Source organism: Dehalobacter sp. TeCB1, from assembly GCF_001707455.1.
GTDB classification, from domain to species: Bacteria; Bacillota; Desulfitobacteriia; order Desulfitobacteriales; family Syntrophobotulaceae; genus Dehalobacter; species Dehalobacter restrictus.
Genome location: NZ_MCHF01000056.1, coordinates 231,183 through 245,900, shown reverse-complemented (window position 1 = coordinate 245,900; position 14,718 = coordinate 231,183). Strand labels below are relative to the sequence as shown.

General features: G+C 45.9%; 13 protein-coding genes, 1 tRNA gene and 1 other RNA gene. 1 reads left to right on the top strand and 14 read right to left on the bottom strand.

The window, feature by feature from the left end; genetic code table 11:
* Positions 1-170 precede the first annotated feature (170 nt).
* Positions 171-437 carry an AbrB/MazE/SpoVT family DNA-binding domain-containing protein gene (locus A7D23_RS12895; protein WP_015042289.1) on the top strand — a complete coding sequence of 89 codons (267 nt, stop codon included), beginning with the start codon at positions 171-173 and terminating at the stop codon, positions 435-437.
* Between the two features lie 59 nt (positions 438-496).
* Here A7D23_RS12895 and rsmI read toward each other — a convergent pair whose 3' ends face one another.
* The 14 genes from rsmI to A7D23_RS12825 form a co-directional block, all read right to left on the bottom strand.
* Positions 497-1,330: a 16S rRNA (cytidine(1402)-2'-O)-methyltransferase gene (rsmI, locus tag A7D23_RS12890; protein ID WP_019224866.1), complete on the bottom strand. Its 834-nt coding sequence runs from the start codon at positions 1,328-1,330 to the stop codon at positions 497-499.
* Between the two features lie 15 nt (positions 1,331-1,345).
* Positions 1,346-1,654, bottom strand: a complete 309-nt coding sequence (locus tag A7D23_RS12885) for an initiation control protein YabA (RefSeq protein ID WP_015042287.1) — start codon at positions 1,652-1,654, stop codon at positions 1,346-1,348.
* A 2-nt stretch (positions 1,655-1,656) separates the two neighbouring features.
* Positions 1,657-2,409 (bottom strand): stage 0 sporulation family protein, encoded by a 753-nt coding sequence (locus A7D23_RS12880; RefSeq protein ID WP_019224867.1) that lies wholly within the window; start codon positions 2,407-2,409, stop codon positions 1,657-1,659.
* Positions 2,402-3,247 (bottom strand): DNA polymerase III subunit delta', encoded by an 846-nt coding sequence (locus A7D23_RS12875; RefSeq protein WP_019224868.1) that lies wholly within the window; start codon positions 3,245-3,247, stop codon positions 2,402-2,404. Before A7D23_RS12875 ends, A7D23_RS12880 begins: the two co-directional genes overlap by 8 nt.
* A gap of 13 nt (positions 3,248-3,260) precedes the next feature.
* A complete protein-coding gene (locus A7D23_RS12870) occupies positions 3,261-4,706 on the bottom strand; it encodes an arginine/lysine/ornithine decarboxylase (RefSeq protein ID WP_019224869.1) in 1,446 nt (481 codons plus the stop codon).
* A gap of 464 nt (positions 4,707-5,170) precedes the next feature.
* Positions 5,171-8,707 carry a pyruvate:ferredoxin (flavodoxin) oxidoreductase gene (nifJ, locus tag A7D23_RS12865; protein ID WP_019224870.1) on the bottom strand — a complete coding sequence of 1,179 codons (3,537 nt, stop codon included), beginning with the start codon at positions 8,705-8,707 and terminating at the stop codon, positions 5,171-5,173.
* Positions 8,708-9,001: 294 nt separating this feature from the next.
* Positions 9,002-9,256 (bottom strand): pro-sigmaK processing inhibitor BofA family protein, encoded by a 255-nt coding sequence (locus A7D23_RS12860; RefSeq protein WP_019224871.1) that lies wholly within the window; start codon positions 9,254-9,256, stop codon positions 9,002-9,004.
* A gap of 145 nt (positions 9,257-9,401) precedes the next feature.
* Positions 9,402-9,998, bottom strand: a complete 597-nt coding sequence (gene recR, locus A7D23_RS12855) for a recombination mediator RecR (RefSeq protein ID WP_015042279.1) — start codon at positions 9,996-9,998, stop codon at positions 9,402-9,404.
* A gap of 81 nt (positions 9,999-10,079) precedes the next feature.
* A complete protein-coding gene (locus A7D23_RS12850) occupies positions 10,080-10,418 on the bottom strand; it encodes a YbaB/EbfC family nucleoid-associated protein (RefSeq protein ID WP_015042278.1) in 339 nt (112 codons plus the stop codon).
* Positions 10,419-10,526: 108 nt separating this feature from the next.
* A complete protein-coding gene (dnaX, locus tag A7D23_RS12845; protein WP_019224872.1) occupies positions 10,527-12,203 on the bottom strand; it encodes a DNA polymerase III subunit gamma/tau in 1,677 nt (558 codons plus the stop codon).
* Positions 12,204-12,387: 184 nt separating this feature from the next.
* Positions 12,388-12,654, bottom strand: an RNA gene (gene ffs / locus A7D23_RS12840) — signal recognition particle sRNA large type.
* Positions 12,655-12,731: 77 nt separating this feature from the next.
* Positions 12,732-12,825: transfer RNA gene (locus A7D23_RS12835), tRNA-Ser, on the bottom strand.
* 127 nt (positions 12,826-12,952) lie between these two features.
* Positions 12,953-13,579 carry a TetR/AcrR family transcriptional regulator gene (locus tag A7D23_RS12830; RefSeq protein WP_019224873.1) on the bottom strand — a complete coding sequence of 209 codons (627 nt, stop codon included), beginning with the start codon at positions 13,577-13,579 and terminating at the stop codon, positions 12,953-12,955.
* A gap of 17 nt (positions 13,580-13,596) precedes the next feature.
* Complete coding sequence (locus A7D23_RS12825) at positions 13,597-14,712, bottom strand: ABC transporter permease (RefSeq protein WP_019224874.1); 1,116 nt, start codon at positions 14,710-14,712, stop codon at positions 13,597-13,599.
* Positions 14,713-14,718: the final 6 nt, after the last annotated feature.

Here is a 14,718-nt window from a genome sequence, read left to right as displayed (position 1 = left end):
AGACTATTTCGGTAAACTAAATATTATAATTTTGGATATCATGAATACACTATATATTTTTTCTGATAAAAAAGCGTTTTTAAAACTTTTCGCCTATTGACTTTTTCAGACATGATTGGTAACATTAGGATGATATATGTCGAAACTTGTTGAGAAAGGGGATGAAAATTATGAAATCTACAGGAATTGTGAGAAAAGTTGATGAATTGGGTCGGGTCGTATTACCAATCGAACTTCGCAGAACATTAGGAATTGATGAAAGAGACGCTTTGGAAATATATGTTGACGAAGAAAAAATCATACTTAAAAAGTATGAGCCAGCTTGCGTCTTCTGTGGCAATGCTTCCAATGTTCAAGTATTCCGCGGGAAGAATGTCTGTCGTGAATGTGCCGCGGCAATGGGGGAAGCTGCTGCTTCAGAAAATAAAGCCGGTTGAACATCTGGCTTTCCAGACAGGAGGTAAATAGTTACTTCCTGTTTTTTTTGTCCATTTTGTCACTTCTGATCCAGAAAAGCCTTATAAATCATACTTTTACTCATACCATATTTTTTAGCAACCATTTTCATTGCTTCCTTGCGATCTTTGCCGTCTTTTTCAAATTTTCGGAGGTCCTCCATCCAAAGGGAAGGGTCCCCGGGATCAATGTTTTTTTCTGCAGGTGCCAGAATAATACAGCATTCACCTTTTACTGGTGCAAGCCGGAATTCCTGCAGAAGTTCATTTATGAGACCCCTGTGTACCGTTTGGTGCAGTTTAGTCAGCTCCCTGGCAACTGCGGTCTGACGGTTCCCAAGAATCTCCAGAATGTCTTCCAGCGTTGCTTTGATCCGGTGAGGTGCCTCATAGAGAATAATGGTGTAAGGAATCTCGGTCATTTCTCTAAGAATTTTCTTGCGCTCTGTTTTTGTCGAAGGCAAAAATCCCAGAAAAAGAAAATTCTCCGCCGGCATTCCCGACAGAACAAGTGCTGTTAAAGCAGCATTGGCGCCAGGCAAAACGTCAACACAGATTTTTTCTTCCTGACAGCGGGCAATAAGTATATGACCGGGATCAGATATCCCGGGCATTCCCGCATCAGAGACCAACGCACCGCTTTTTCCTTCTTTTAAGAAGCGAACAATCTCCTCGGCACGCGATTTTTCATTATGGTCATGGTAACTTAAAAGAGGGGTCTTAATATGATAATGATCAAGAAGTTTTCTCGAATGCCTCGTATCTTCCGCGGCTATAAAATCGACTGCTTTCAGTGTTTCGAGCACCCGAAGCGTAATATCTCCTAAATTGCCGATTGGGGTGGCACAGACATACAAAGTCCCTATTTGCGGCATGATATCCTCCGGTCGTCAGTCTTTACGAAGAAAAGCATTGCAGAAAAGGCAGCTTCCTTCAACGGGTTCCCCGAAATAAATATGGCAAACATGAAAACCTTCCTGATAGAGCTTTTCGAGATTTTCCTGTGCTTCCTTTTGGATTTTGGCTGCATTTTTCTGTACCCTGACCGTATCTGCCTCTGAGACGGCACAAAGCTGCCTTTTTAGTTTGACGTTTTCTTCTTCCAGATACTCAACATATTGCCTAAGGCTTTTTACTTCACTTAAAAGCGTTGAGATATTTTCTTCAACTTCCGTAATTGCCTGATATAGCTGGCCCAACTCTATTCCTCCGCTTCTTCGGCAACAAGTTTGCGCAATTCTTCTTGGCTCTCCTTATCATATACCTCAGAGAAAATCCGATTCTCTTTGGGTCCCTTATTTAATGTGTTGTGGCATTCATAGCAGCTATTCTCATATTTAAGACAGCACATCAGCCTTCCGCAGATGCCGGAAATTTTTGTCGGGTTAAGCGAAAGATTCTGATCTTTGGCCATCCGGATCGATACCGGTTCGAAATCTCCCAGGAAAGAGCTGCAGCACAGTTCCCTGCCACAGGAACCGAGTCCTCCGAGCATCTTCGCCTCATCCCGCACCCCGATCTGTCGAAGTTCTATGCGGGTACGGAATACGGAGGCCAGATCTTTCACCAGTTCCCTGAAATCCACCCGGCCTTCGGCTGTAAAAGAAAAAATAATCTTATTGCCATCAAAAGTATATTCTACATCAATCAGTTTCATCGGAAGCTGATGGGCATGAATCTTTTTGAGGCATATCTGAAAAGCCTCTTTTTCTTTCTTCTCATTGTTTTGATAGATTTCCTCATCTTCGGGTGTTGCTAAGCGCAGCACCTCTTTGAGCGGCGATACCACTTCCTCTTCGGAAATCTCTTTTAACGAAATGACCGCTTTACCGTATTCCATTCCCCGTACCGTCTCCACAATAACACCGTCGTTCGGCTTTATATCGAGGCTGCCGGGAAGAAAATAATAGATCTTGCCGGCTTTTTTGAAACGAATACCAACAACTTTAGCCAATATCGGTTCCTCCCAATTTCAAATGTTTTAGGGCCAGTACTTCCAGCGCCAGCCTGTGATTAACCTGTCTGCGGACGGCTTCTGTCATTTGTGTAATTTCTTTGAGAACTTGAGGTGACTGCTGCCCTTTAATCACCATTTCTTTCAGGACAACAGCCAGGACCTGCAGAAGAAGCTGGCCTTCTTCTCTTTCCATCGGAAAAAGCGCAAACATTTTGAGGAAATCTTTTTTATCAATGGCCTCCAGATAATTTCCTGACAGGCTCTTGATCCGGCTTAGACCAACTTCCTGGATTTTCCTTGCCAGATCTGGATCTCCGCCGCTAAGCCGGAAAGCATCCGTCTCCTCCAGCCAATCGCTTTCTGCCGGCGAAGAGAAATAGACTTCCTGAGCGCGGCTCCTTAAGGTATTAATAATTCCCTCGGCATTTCCTGCACTTAAGACAATTAACGTATGATCTGGTGGCTCCTCGGCCAATTTAAGCAGCGCATTCGCAGCAGGGAGTGTAAGCTTGTCTGCCTGGTCAATCAAACATATCCGGAATTTCCCTTCATAGGTCTTACGATATAGTTTCCCCTGAATCTGAATAATCTGTTCGATGCCAATCGATGTCTTTTGCGGCTTGATCATATGAAAATCAGGGTGATTGCCGGATAACATCTTTTTGCAATCCGGACACTCCCTGCAGGGTTTATTTTCTTTTCTACAGTTTAACATGAGAGCAAGATCTCGAACAGCCCTTTCTCTTTCGATCATCCCGCTGCCGTGAAATAAGAGAAAATGGGCCAGTTTTCCTTCAAGTGCTGCTTTTGTTAATAATGTATAATTGATCCCCATGATCGTATCCACCTTAAATATTCACTGCGAGAATTTCTCCGCGTTCCGAACCATCCCATCCCTGCCAATTATACTCTCTGGCCCTGTTCAGATATTCCAGTACATAAGAGGTGATTTCTTCTCCTCCTGCAATAAGCGGGATGCCGGGGGGATAAATCGAAATAGTTTCTCCGGAAATTAAACCAAGGGCATCCTTTAGTTTCACCGGTCTCTTGGCTGCCAGCCATGCTTCCCTCGGTGTCAAATGCATCGGAGGGATAAGCAGAGTGGAGCCTGATCCGGCAGAATTCTGAGATTGATCCGTTCTTCGCTCCTTTTGCTGTCCTGCCAGCCCACGGTACTTGCCCACCAGGTATTCCAGCGCCTTCGTCAAATGACGTACGTCCTCAGGCCTGCTGCCTGCGCCGAGCATAAAAAGAATATTTTCTTTGTCCCATAATTCAGGCTCAATCTGGAATACCTTTCTTAAAAAATCTACAGCTTCAAACGCAGTCAAGCCCAAACCCGAAACATTGATCAGAATTTTGGACCAATCAACATCATAAATGCCATATTTCCCGGAGTCCTTACCTGTAAGTATCCGAAGAGGTCCCTCCAGTTTTTGGTGCAGCAGACATACTTCCACGTAAAGATCCTGCCAGATCTGTGTCTGTGTTAATCCTTCAAGCGCCGTTTCCAGAGAAGCCATCAGAAGATAGCTCGGACTGGAAGTCTGCAGAAATTCCAATGATTTTTTCAGGGCCGTACGGTCAACTCTGCTGCCCTGTACATGGAGCATTCCGGCCTGAGTAAGCGCCGCGAGGGTCTTATGGGAACTATGGAGCACCAGGTCTGCTCCTTCGACTACAGCACCGGCAGGGAACAGCCCTCCCTGCAAATGGGAGCCATGGGCCTGATCCACCAGGATCGGAATAAACGGAGCATTCCCGTCCCTTTGCTTGATGATTGTTTTGAGATCTGTGACTGTTCCGTAATAACTTGGACTCGTCAGATGCAGGGCCCCAATTCCTGCCAGATCGTCGGAATATTCTACCGCATCCATTCCTAGCGCCAAATGAAAATCCGGATGAATAATCGGAGCAATATATTCGGGAACAACTCCCGACAGGATCAAGGCACCAAAAACTGACCGGTGCGCCCTGCGGTCAATTCGGACTTTTCTGTCTGTCAGCCGCATACCGGCCATCAGCGCGGCAAACATAGACTGGTTACCCGCAGTACCTCCGTTAATCAAAAAAAAGGTCTCTTCCGATCCATAAGCTTCCGCAGCTTTTTTCTGTGCTTTAGCGATAATCCCATGTGGATGGTGGAGCATATCCAACCCTGGAAGTTCCGTCAAATCATAATCCGGAAACATTATTCCGGACAGTAGTTCCTTACTGCCTTTATGACCAGGCGTATGAAACGAAACCATACCCTGCCCACAGTAGTCATCAAGTCCTTTTCTCAGTGAATCCACCGGGTTCCTCCCCACAATAGGTATCATTTTATTTTAGCATATTTTCACTTGTATTTCACCTTTGTTTTAGCGATTTGACTGTCCACTTATGTAATCAGCAGACTGTCCGTATAGGACTTTCCGTATAAGCAGTAAATTCTCCTGATACGTTGGGGTCCGGACATCGGCTGTCATAATTTGTTCTTCACAAGCTGAGCAAATAAACTTTCCGGCAAGGCGAAACCCGTCATACAGACCATTTAAGGGAGTATTCCGGCACAGTGAACAACGTGGATAAATATTATGCATTGAGACTCATTCCTTTCGGTTAACCAGAATGCTTACTGTTCATAGTATATTCTTCCCTTAAAAAAGAGTTATTAGTACCCTTTTGCCGGATATGGAAACTAAAAAAAAGAGGCTGCTGCGGCAAATGTTCATCATCTGCCTGCAGCAGCTTCCGTTAGTTCTCCAATTTTGCAGTGTTAGTTCCAATCCTGATCATTCAGGCGCTTGTATGATTTGTAGCGTTCTCCGGCAAATTTTTCGGCTCCTTTAAAAAGGTCTTCCGCCGTATCCGGGAAAGTACGAAGCAAGGAGCTGTATCTTACTTCAGACATGATAAAATCTCTGAAGGACGCTGATGGCTCTTTCGAATCGAGGGTAAACGGTTTTTCTCCTTTTTCGAGAAGATCCGGATTGTAACGGTACAGATGCCAATACCCGGCTTCAACAGCTTTCTTGGCCTGTGTGACACTGGTCGCCATACCGGAATGAATGCCATGGTTGATACAGGGTGCATACGCAATAACCAGAGAAGGTCCTTTGTACGCCTCTGCTTCCTGAATGGCCTTTAAGGTCTGAGTCATGCTGGATCCCAGAGCAACCTGGGCAACGTAAACATAGCCGTAGCTCATGGCCATCATGCCGAGATCCTTTTTGCGGATTTTCTTGCCGGCTGCAGCAAATTTAGCAATGGCAGCACGTGGTGTTGCCTTGGAAGCCTGACCGCCTGTATTCGAATAGACTTCTGTGTCGAGAACCAGAATATTGACATCATCGCCCGAAGCCAGGACATGGTCCAGTCCGCCGTAGCCGATATCATAAGCCCAGCCGTCTCCACCGATGATCCACTGTGATTTTTTGACCAAGTGATCTTTCTTCTCCCAAATCTTTTGTAGAAGTTCATTGGACTTCACATCGACGGAAGCAAAAGCGTCAAGCACTTTTTTGGCAGCGGCCTTGGAGGTATCTCCATCATTCATATTCTCTGTCCATTCCTGGAAAGCTGCTTTCATTTCCGCAGGAATATCCAGACTGAGGGCCTGCTTCATTTCGTCAGCCAGTCTGCTGCGTATCTGCTGAACGCCAAGATACATACCATACCCGTATTCAGCATTGTCTTCAAACAAGGAGTTGGCCCAGGTAGGTCCTTTACCTTCTTTGTTGGTGGTATATGGAATGGAAGGAGCACTGCCGCCCCAGATTGACGTACAGCCTGTGGCATTTGCAACCATCATCCGATCCCCAAACAGCTGGGTTAAGAGTTTTACATAGGCAGTCTCTCCGCAGCCGGGGCAAGCGCCGCTGAATTCAAGCAGCGGTTTAACAAACTGGCTGTTCTTCACGGAATATTTATTGGCAATTTTGTCTTCTTTACCGCTTAAAGTCACCGCATACTCCCAGAGAGGAGCCTGGACAGCGGTCATCTCTTCGACTTCCCTCATAACTAGCGCTTTTTCTTTCGCAGGACAAATATCCGCGCAGTTGCCACAGCCTGTGCAATCGAGCGGGCTGACCTGCATGCGGTATTGAAGTCCGGCCAGATCTTTGCCGGCAGCCTTGACAGCAGCAAAAGTTTCCGGAGCCTGAGCCGCTTCCTGCTCATCCATCAGGAAAGGTCTGATTGCGCTATGTGGGCATACATAAGAACATTGGTTGCATTGGGTGCAGTTATCTTTGATCCATTCAGGAATCGCAGTACCAATCCCGCGTTTCTCGTAAGCCGAGGTCCCCAGAGGGAATGTTCCGTCCTCACGGCCTAAAAATGCACTTACCGGAAGTTTGTCACCTTCCTGGGCAGCCATAACACGCGCAACATCTTTGATAAAGGCAGGGTCTTTCTCATTTCCGAGGAAAATGCCCTTATTGGCATCGGCCTCAGCCCAGGATGCGGGAACTTCAACTTGCACAAGTGCATTACATCCGGCATCGATCGCCTTATTGTTCATGTCAACGACTTCCTGTCCCTTTTTGCCATAGGCCTTAACAACCGAATCCTTCAGGTACTGAAGCGCATCCTCCAGCGGAATGACTTTGGCCAGCTTGAAGAAGGCCGACTGCATAATCATATTGATCCTGCTGCCGAGTCCAATTTTCCTGGCAATCTTGCCGGCGTCAATAATATAGAACTTGGCATTCTTAGCCGCAATGGCTTTTTTGAGTGCATCAGGAAGCTTTTCGTCCAGTTCCTCCACTGGCCACTGACAGTTTAATACGAACGTACCTCCAGGTTTCAGTCCTTTCAGCAGATGATATTTATCCACATAGGACTGGTTATGACAGGCAATGTAGTTCGCGGTATTGACAAGATAAGGCGCTTTGATCGGGGTTTTGCCAAATCTCAGATGCGATACGGTCGTACCTCCTGATTTCTTGCTGTCATAGGCGAAATAAGCCTGAGCATAGAGTTCCGTGAAATCTCCGATAATCTTGATCGCCTGCTTATTGGCACCGACGGTTCCATCCGCACCAAGTCCCCAGAACTGGCAGCTGATGGTTCCTTCAGGGGTTGTATCAATAAATTGCTTCTCTTCCAAAGAAGTAAACGTAACATCATCAATAATGCCGATGGTGAAACCGTGCTTGGGACTTTCCGCTTTCAGGTTCTCATATACCGCGAGGATCTGAGAAGGTGTGGTATCCTTGGAACCCAGACCATAGCGTCCGCCGACAATTACCGGTTTTTCGGCCTGTTTGGAGAAAACATCTACAACATCAAGGTATAAAGGCTCGCCAAGGGAACCCGGCTCTTTGGTACGTTCCAATACAGCTATTTTCTTGACTGTCTTGGGCAAAGCTGCGATAAAGTGTTCCGCAGAGAAAGGCCGGAACAAACGAACCCTTAATACACCTACTTTTTCACCCCGGGCTGCGAGATAATCAATCGTTTCACTGATTGTATCCCCGACAGAACCCATAACAATAATAACCCGCTCAGCATCTGGCGCTCCATAATACTGAAAGAGCTTATATTCACGTCCCGTAAGACCCTTATATTTTTGCATATATTCTTCGACAATCCCAGGCACCGCCTGATAAAAACTATTACTGGCTTCACGGGCCTGAAAGTAGATATCGGGATTCTGGGCGGTCCCTCTGAGACAGGGATGTTCAGGATTCAAGGCATTGTCTCTGAACTGTTTCAATGCTTCCCAATCAAGCAGCGTTCCAACTTCTTCATACTCCGGCACGTTGATTTTGGAAATCTCATGAGAAGTCCTGAAGCCGTCAAAGAAATGAAGGAACGGCACTCTGGCTTTTATTGCAGAGAGGTGAGCGATGTAAGCAAGATCCATGGCTTCCTGCACACTTCCGGAACTTAACATTGCAAAGCCGGTCATCCGGACAGACATGACATCCTGATGATCGCCAAAGATGGACAAGGCATGTGCTGCAAGTGCTCTGGCACTGACATGAAAGACACCGGGCAGCTGCTCACCGGAGACTTTATACATATTCGGAATCATCAGAAGCAGACCTTGAGAAGCCGTATACGTCGTAGTAAGCGCTCCAGCCTGCAGCGAACCATGAAAAGCACCGGCGGCTCCGGCTTCCGATTGCATCTCAACTACCTTCATCGGTTGGCCAAAAATATTCTTACGGCCATACGCAGCCCATTCATCAACAAGCTCTGCCATGTCGGATGAAGGGGTAATCGGGAAAATAGTAGCTACTTCGGAAAACGCATATGAAGCATGCGCAGCAGCTTCGTTCCCTGACATTGTTTTCATTTTCGACATTTGTTTTCTCCTCCTCAATCTTCTTGTTTGTTTTTCTTTCGTAGAGATAACCCCTATCCGACCAACTAAATAAAAGAAACTAAAAAAATAACATTAACGGATTGAAAATGTTGCTTCGGCCAGTAGTATGCGATTAAGAGTAAACTACCTGGATTAGGCTACAAATACAGGGAACTATTTTTTTACGATAGTCCCCTGCTATTTTAGTATACTTTTTATTTCTTCTATTCGTCAAGCTTAATTTTGCTGCAAAAGGGCTTATTTAAAAAAGAATACTGTATTCAATCAGACAATTTATATTCCTATTAATTGCAGAACAGCAAGCACAATTACCCCAGGAAATCCAAGTATTGCGACAACACTCACGGTAAAAATATTAATCGGGATCTCAAATGAAAAAATGCTTAACAGCAAATCCACGACCCATAAACCAACAATTCCGCCAAGGATGTGAATGAAGAGGTTAATCAGTTTATTGGGTTTTCTTAATGAGGCCACGGTCACCAATATTAATAGGACAATAAACAACCCTAAAAAAACGAACGTCATGATGATGATTCCTCCCGCCGTATATCCTGTTATCAGGCTATGCCGACAGTGGACAAGTTAGAACCAAAATAGCAAAGGGAGTATCCCAAATTCAGATACTCCCACAATGATCAATATAATCTAAAAATACGGACCGACATCTGAATTACAGCTGACGTCTGCCTTCGAGCGCCCGGGCAATGGTGACTTCATCCGCGTATTCTAAATCTCCGCCTACCGGCAGGCCATGCGCGATCTTTGTCACTTTAATCTCGATGGGTTTTAGGAGCTTTGAAATATACAATGAGGTGGCTTCACCTTCAACCGTTGGATTCACTGCCAGTACAACTTCCTGAACCCCTTCCAGCCGGTGGAATAATGGAGATAGATTAAGCTGCTCCGGCCCGATCCCTTCCATTGGCGACAGTACACCGTGTAAGACATGATAAAGCCCTTTATATTCGCCGGTCTTCTCCAGCGCAATCACATCGCGGGGCTGTTCTACGACACAAAGAAGCGTTCTGTCCCTGCGCTCCCCTGAACAAATTTTACATGGATCAATATCGGTATAATTCCCGCAAACCGTGCATTGTTTGATATCCTGCAACGCTTTTGTCACTGCCTGCGTCAGTTCACCGGCTTGATCCGGATGCCTCAAAAGATAAAAGGCAAGGCGCCCTGCAGTCTTCGGCCCAACTCCAGGCAAGCGAGAAAATGCCGCAATCAAATCGGATACTGGCTGAGGATAATATAGATAATCCATAAAATGTATACTCTCCAGAATTTTTCTAGTCCCTTGTCAACCTTAAACTGATTAGATTTAGCGTTAAACGGTATCAATGTTTTAGAATAATCCGGGAATATTGAATCCTCCGGTTGCTTTGGCCATGCCGTTCTCGACCATCGCCTGGGCATTCCTAAGTCCCTGGTTGACTGCAGCTTTAATCATGTCCTCGAGTAGTTCAGCGTCATCCGGATCAATCGCTTCCGGCTTTATCTTGAGTTCCAGAACTTCCATTTTACCGCTGACAACGACTTCCACCATGCCGCCGCCTGAAGATGCCTGAATACTTTGACTTTCCAGTTCTTCCTTCGCTTTCATCATATTCTCTTGCATCTTCTGTGCCTGTTTCAGCATCTGGTTCATATTGCCCATTCCGCCGCCGCCTTGTTTAAATCCCATGAATAACACTCTCCTTATTCGACTATTCTTTTTTTGCTATTGCTTGATTCTTTTTTCTAACATTCGTTTGCCCGCTTATGGCTCGCTTAAAGCTGTCTATCATCTATATTACTTTTCTTTTCGCACCTGCACAAGCTGATCTCCAAATAATTCGCGGGCTTTTTGGACCAAATAGTCGTCTTCAGCTGGTCCCATCCGGTCCGTTACTCTTTTTTTTGACTCTGTAAAATCCGCAGCTTCAGCCGGCAGAGCCTGAACCTCACTTTCAATAAGGTTGTTCAGACTGAGTTTTCTACCAAATGTTTGCAGAAGTACTTCTTCCACAACATTTTTATTTTCTACCTGATTGAATTTGTCCCGGTGGAAAGAATAGCCGTCTTTAAAAACCAAATAGACCTGATCATCTTTTACGGCAAGCGGTTTTCCCTCCAGCAGGAAAGCATGAGTAGATCTTTTTCGTTTCCGGACTTCCTCGAGTATTTCCGGCCATTTATCCTGGACCGTCTGGAAGTTGACACTGCCTTGTTCAGCAGCAGGTAAGGTTTCAGCCATATTCTGGTCCTGTTCGGTGGTTTCAACTGCCTTCGTTGGAGCCTCATCCTTACTTTCAGCCGGATGTTTACTGGCCGTCTGCACAGCCTTTTGCGGCTGTTTAACGTGCGTTTCTTTAGGCCGGTTTTCGGTTGAATCAGTTGAACCCCCCGCTATATCTGCTCCAAAAATGGTCTGCACCAGAATCATTTCCGCTGCCAGACGGGCATTTGTCGCGTAGCGCAATTCCCCTTCACCCTTCAGAAGGACATTGATCCAGCAGAGAAGCCGGTTCAGACCGATTGCCTGACTCTGCGCAACAAGCCGCCGGGTCATCTCAGGTGCCATCAAAGGTTCCTGACCGCCGGCCAAATATAAAAGCGCCTGCCGCAGATAGTCCAACAGTTCGCGGATGATTTGCCGGGGATCCCGACCCAGAGAAATTCCTTCTCCGAGCTTAGCCAGGGTCAAAGCATAATCTTGATTCAGCAGGGAATCCGTCAGATCTGCACTGAAAGTTTCCCCAACCATGCCGATCACCTGATAAACATGCTCCATCCTAATAGGATCATCCTGCAGTAGACACTGGTCCAGGATGCTTAATGCATCGCGCAAACCACCTTCGGCCTTAGCCGCGATAACCCGCAGTGCTTTGGTCTCGATATCCCGCCCTAAAGCCTGACACACCTCCTGCAGTCTCATCGCAATGCCTTCCGCGGAAATGCGGTGGAACTCAAATCTCTGCACTCTGGATAAAATCGTCAGTGGCACTTTATGGGCCTCCGTCGTTGCCAAGACAAAGACAACATTGACCGGTGGCTCCTCCAATGTTTTGAGCAAAGCATTAAAAGCCTCAGGTGTGAGCATATGGACTTCATCGATAATATATACTTTATATTTGCCGCCAGACGACGCCAGCTTTACTTTCTCTCTTAAATCCCGGATTTCATCAATGCCTCTGTTGGAAGCGGCATCGATTTCCAGGACATCCATCGCATTTCCTTGCTCAATATCCAGACACGATGCACACCGGCTGCACGGTTCAGCGCCATCCCGGTCGGAGCAGTTCAGTGCTTTCGCCAAAATCTTCGCTGCCGAAGTCTTTCCTGTACCCCGGGGGCCGCTGAACATATAAGCATGCGCGACCTTATTCTGGTTCAGTGCATTAGTCAAGGTTATTTTGACATGTTCCTGGCCCACCATCTCACTGAACTTTTTGGGCCGCCACTCTCGATAAAGTGCAAGATATGCCATGTTATCACCCGTCACTTCCTAAATTCATAAAGAATACTTGGCCGACGCCAAGCCGTTGGCGGAAGCCTTAGTTGCACTTAGATATATCAAAAAGCAATATACTTTCGGATATACGACCAGAAACTTGAATTTTCTGATACACCAAAAAAGATGGTCTCCAAAAACCACCTTATATGAATAAAGACCGTGCACCTTTGATCGAACCAAAACCTCCGGACGTTAACCCTGCTCAAATGTTCATTCCCGGTCACCTCGCGGCACACAGAACTAACTCCTTAGTGCTGCTTCCGTCAGGATCTGACACGGTTCAAAGCGTTCCGTTGCGCAAGACCAGAAACTCATCACATTCAAACATGGACTGCTCCGACGACCAGATCCTCATCAAAGGAATTAAACCCCGCTATAGCGGATTGCGGGTTACAAGGAACCGCTGACTCCCCGTCTAGCACGGTCAAACTTTATTATACCATGAAAAAGAAAGTAAATAAATAAAAAGCCTTTAAATGTCAAGGCTTCGAATAATGTCAATGGCGGAGAGAGTGGGATTCGAACCCACGACACAGTTCATCACCATGTACCCGCTTTCCAGGCGAGCGCCTTCGACCAACTCAGCCATCTCTCCGGGTCTGAAACAGCAATTATTCATTAATATCAGTTTTTCGCAAAAGATTAACAAAGTCGCAAATGTTATTATACTGGCTCGGACAGCGAACGTCAACTCTAATTCAATATTAATGTTTCTACAGCTTTTACCCGTTCTGCTCATCAGCCAAATTTACTTTCAGTTCTGTCAAATTAGCTAAACTTGCTTCCTGCTTTGTATTGCTTAACGGTTCAACGGCCCCGAAAATGAACATATTCAGGAATTCCAATCCGACCTGTTCAAAAGACATGCCGCTCTTCAGGATAAACTCAGGACTGAGAATCTCTGACATCGCTGTTAACAGTGATGTCTTAAAAATCCCGGAATCTACTCGTAAACGCAGTTTACTGCTGACCAGAAGGTGATCGATCAGCCTGTCAATCTTTTTCTGACGGATCTGGTCAATTTTTTGCCAGAGCATCGGATAATGATGGCTTAAGTCAGCTAAAAACTGAGGATTGATCAGATAAGAAATATTCTGAAGAACCCCGGCAATGATCGTGTTGATATCTTTTGAATCGGAAAGTCTCAAATTCCTGGCAATAATTTCATCCGTTACCTTATCAATTGTTGCTTCAAACAAGTCTTCTTTGCTGGCAAAATGACGATAGATCGTTCTTTTACTTAATCCGGCCGCTTTGGCCAGTTCTTCCATGGAAAGACGGGAAAAACCCAGAGCATTCTTTATAGCAAGCTGTTCACAGGCCAGAATAATTTTTTCTCTCGTATCCACGATGTTAACTCCTCTTTTTAGGCTATTTTCTTCTTAAACTTCAGAATACTGATCGTAAGAAACAACACTGAAAATAAAATCAGGCAGATGACCTGGCTGACCAGGTAGGAAAAACCAATTCCTTTCAGAACGATTCCTCTGATGATGTCCAGGTAATATGTCAGCGGAATCACATCGCTGAGATAGTAAATGATCCTGGGCATGGCGTCTCGCGGGAAAAGAAAACCCGAAAGCATAATACTCGGAAGCATGATAAAAAAGGACATCTGGAAAGCCTGCATTTGATTTCTGGCAATATTGGATATCATGATACCCAGACCTAAGGACGCTGTGATAAAGAAAAGCGTCAAGCCATACAGTTCCAGCAGACTTCCTTTGATCGGAACTCCAAACACCAGGACCCCGACCAGCAGGGCAACGGTAATCTGGATATAACCCAGAAAGATATAAGGAATAATTTTTCCGATCATTAGCTCATACGACTTGATCGGCGTAACAATAAGCTGCTCGAGCGTTCCCTTTTCCCTCTCCCGGACCAGGGACATCGATGTCATCATCACCATAGAAAGTGTCACAACAATTCCCAGGATCCCGGGCACCATATAATAAGCGGTAATTCCGTCCGGATTATACCAGGCCCGTACTCGGATGTCGTACGGCGGATTAGTCAGATCGATATGCAGTTTCTGAGTGATGACTTCCTGTGATTTCAGCAGGCCGATGGAATTAGCTGTCGCCATGGCCTGGTTCGCTACCATATTGTCGCTCGCATCGACAATCACCTGGACAGGGGCAGATTCGCCTTTTTGCACGTTATTGGCAAAACCTGGCGGAAAAACGATCCCGACCTTCGCGTTACCGCTGTCAATCATATCATTGACTTCCTGAAAGCTATTGGCCGCATAAAGGACGTCATAATATCCGGAAGCACTGAAAGCCTCCAGTAGATCTCTGCTCTCCTCGCTAAGAGACTGATCAAATACTACCGTCGGGATATGTTTGACTTCCGTTTGGATCGCATAACCAAATAGAAGCAGCTGAATCAGAGGAAGCATAAACACCAGTCCCAGTGTCAGTCTGTCTCTGCGGATATGCAGAAACTCCTTATAAAGAACAGCCTGAATTCTTCCCATTCGTAT

Excerpts from the sequence above, each read along its gene's own strand:
- A7D23_RS12895 (WP_015042289.1), top strand. The coding sequence starts at position 171 with ATGAAATCTACAGGAATTGTGAGAAAAGTTGATGAATTGGGTCGGGTC.
- rsmI (WP_019224866.1), bottom strand. The coding sequence starts at position 1,330 with ATGCCGCAAATAGGGACTTTGTATGTCTGTGCCACCCCAATCGGCAAT.
- A7D23_RS12875 (WP_019224868.1), bottom strand. The coding sequence starts at position 3,247 with ATGGGGATCAATTATACATTATTAACAAAAGCAGCACTTGAAGGAAAA.
- nifJ (WP_019224870.1), bottom strand. The coding sequence starts at position 8,707 with ATGTCGAAAATGAAAACAATGTCAGGGAACGAAGCTGCTGCGCATGCT.
- A7D23_RS12860 (WP_019224871.1), bottom strand. The coding sequence starts at position 9,256 with ATGACGTTCGTTTTTTTAGGGTTGTTTATTGTCCTATTAATATTGGTG.
- recR (WP_015042279.1), bottom strand. The coding sequence starts at position 9,998 with ATGGATTATCTATATTATCCTCAGCCAGTATCCGATTTGATTGCGGCA.
- A7D23_RS12850 (WP_015042278.1), bottom strand. The coding sequence starts at position 10,418 with ATGGGATTTAAACAAGGCGGCGGCGGAATGGGCAATATGAACCAGATG.
- dnaX (WP_019224872.1), bottom strand. The coding sequence starts at position 12,203 with ATGGCATATCTTGCACTTTATCGAGAGTGGCGGCCCAAAAAGTTCAGT.
- A7D23_RS12825 (WP_019224874.1), bottom strand. The coding sequence starts at position 14,712 with ATGGGAAGAATTCAGGCTGTTCTTTATAAGGAGTTTCTGCATATCCGC.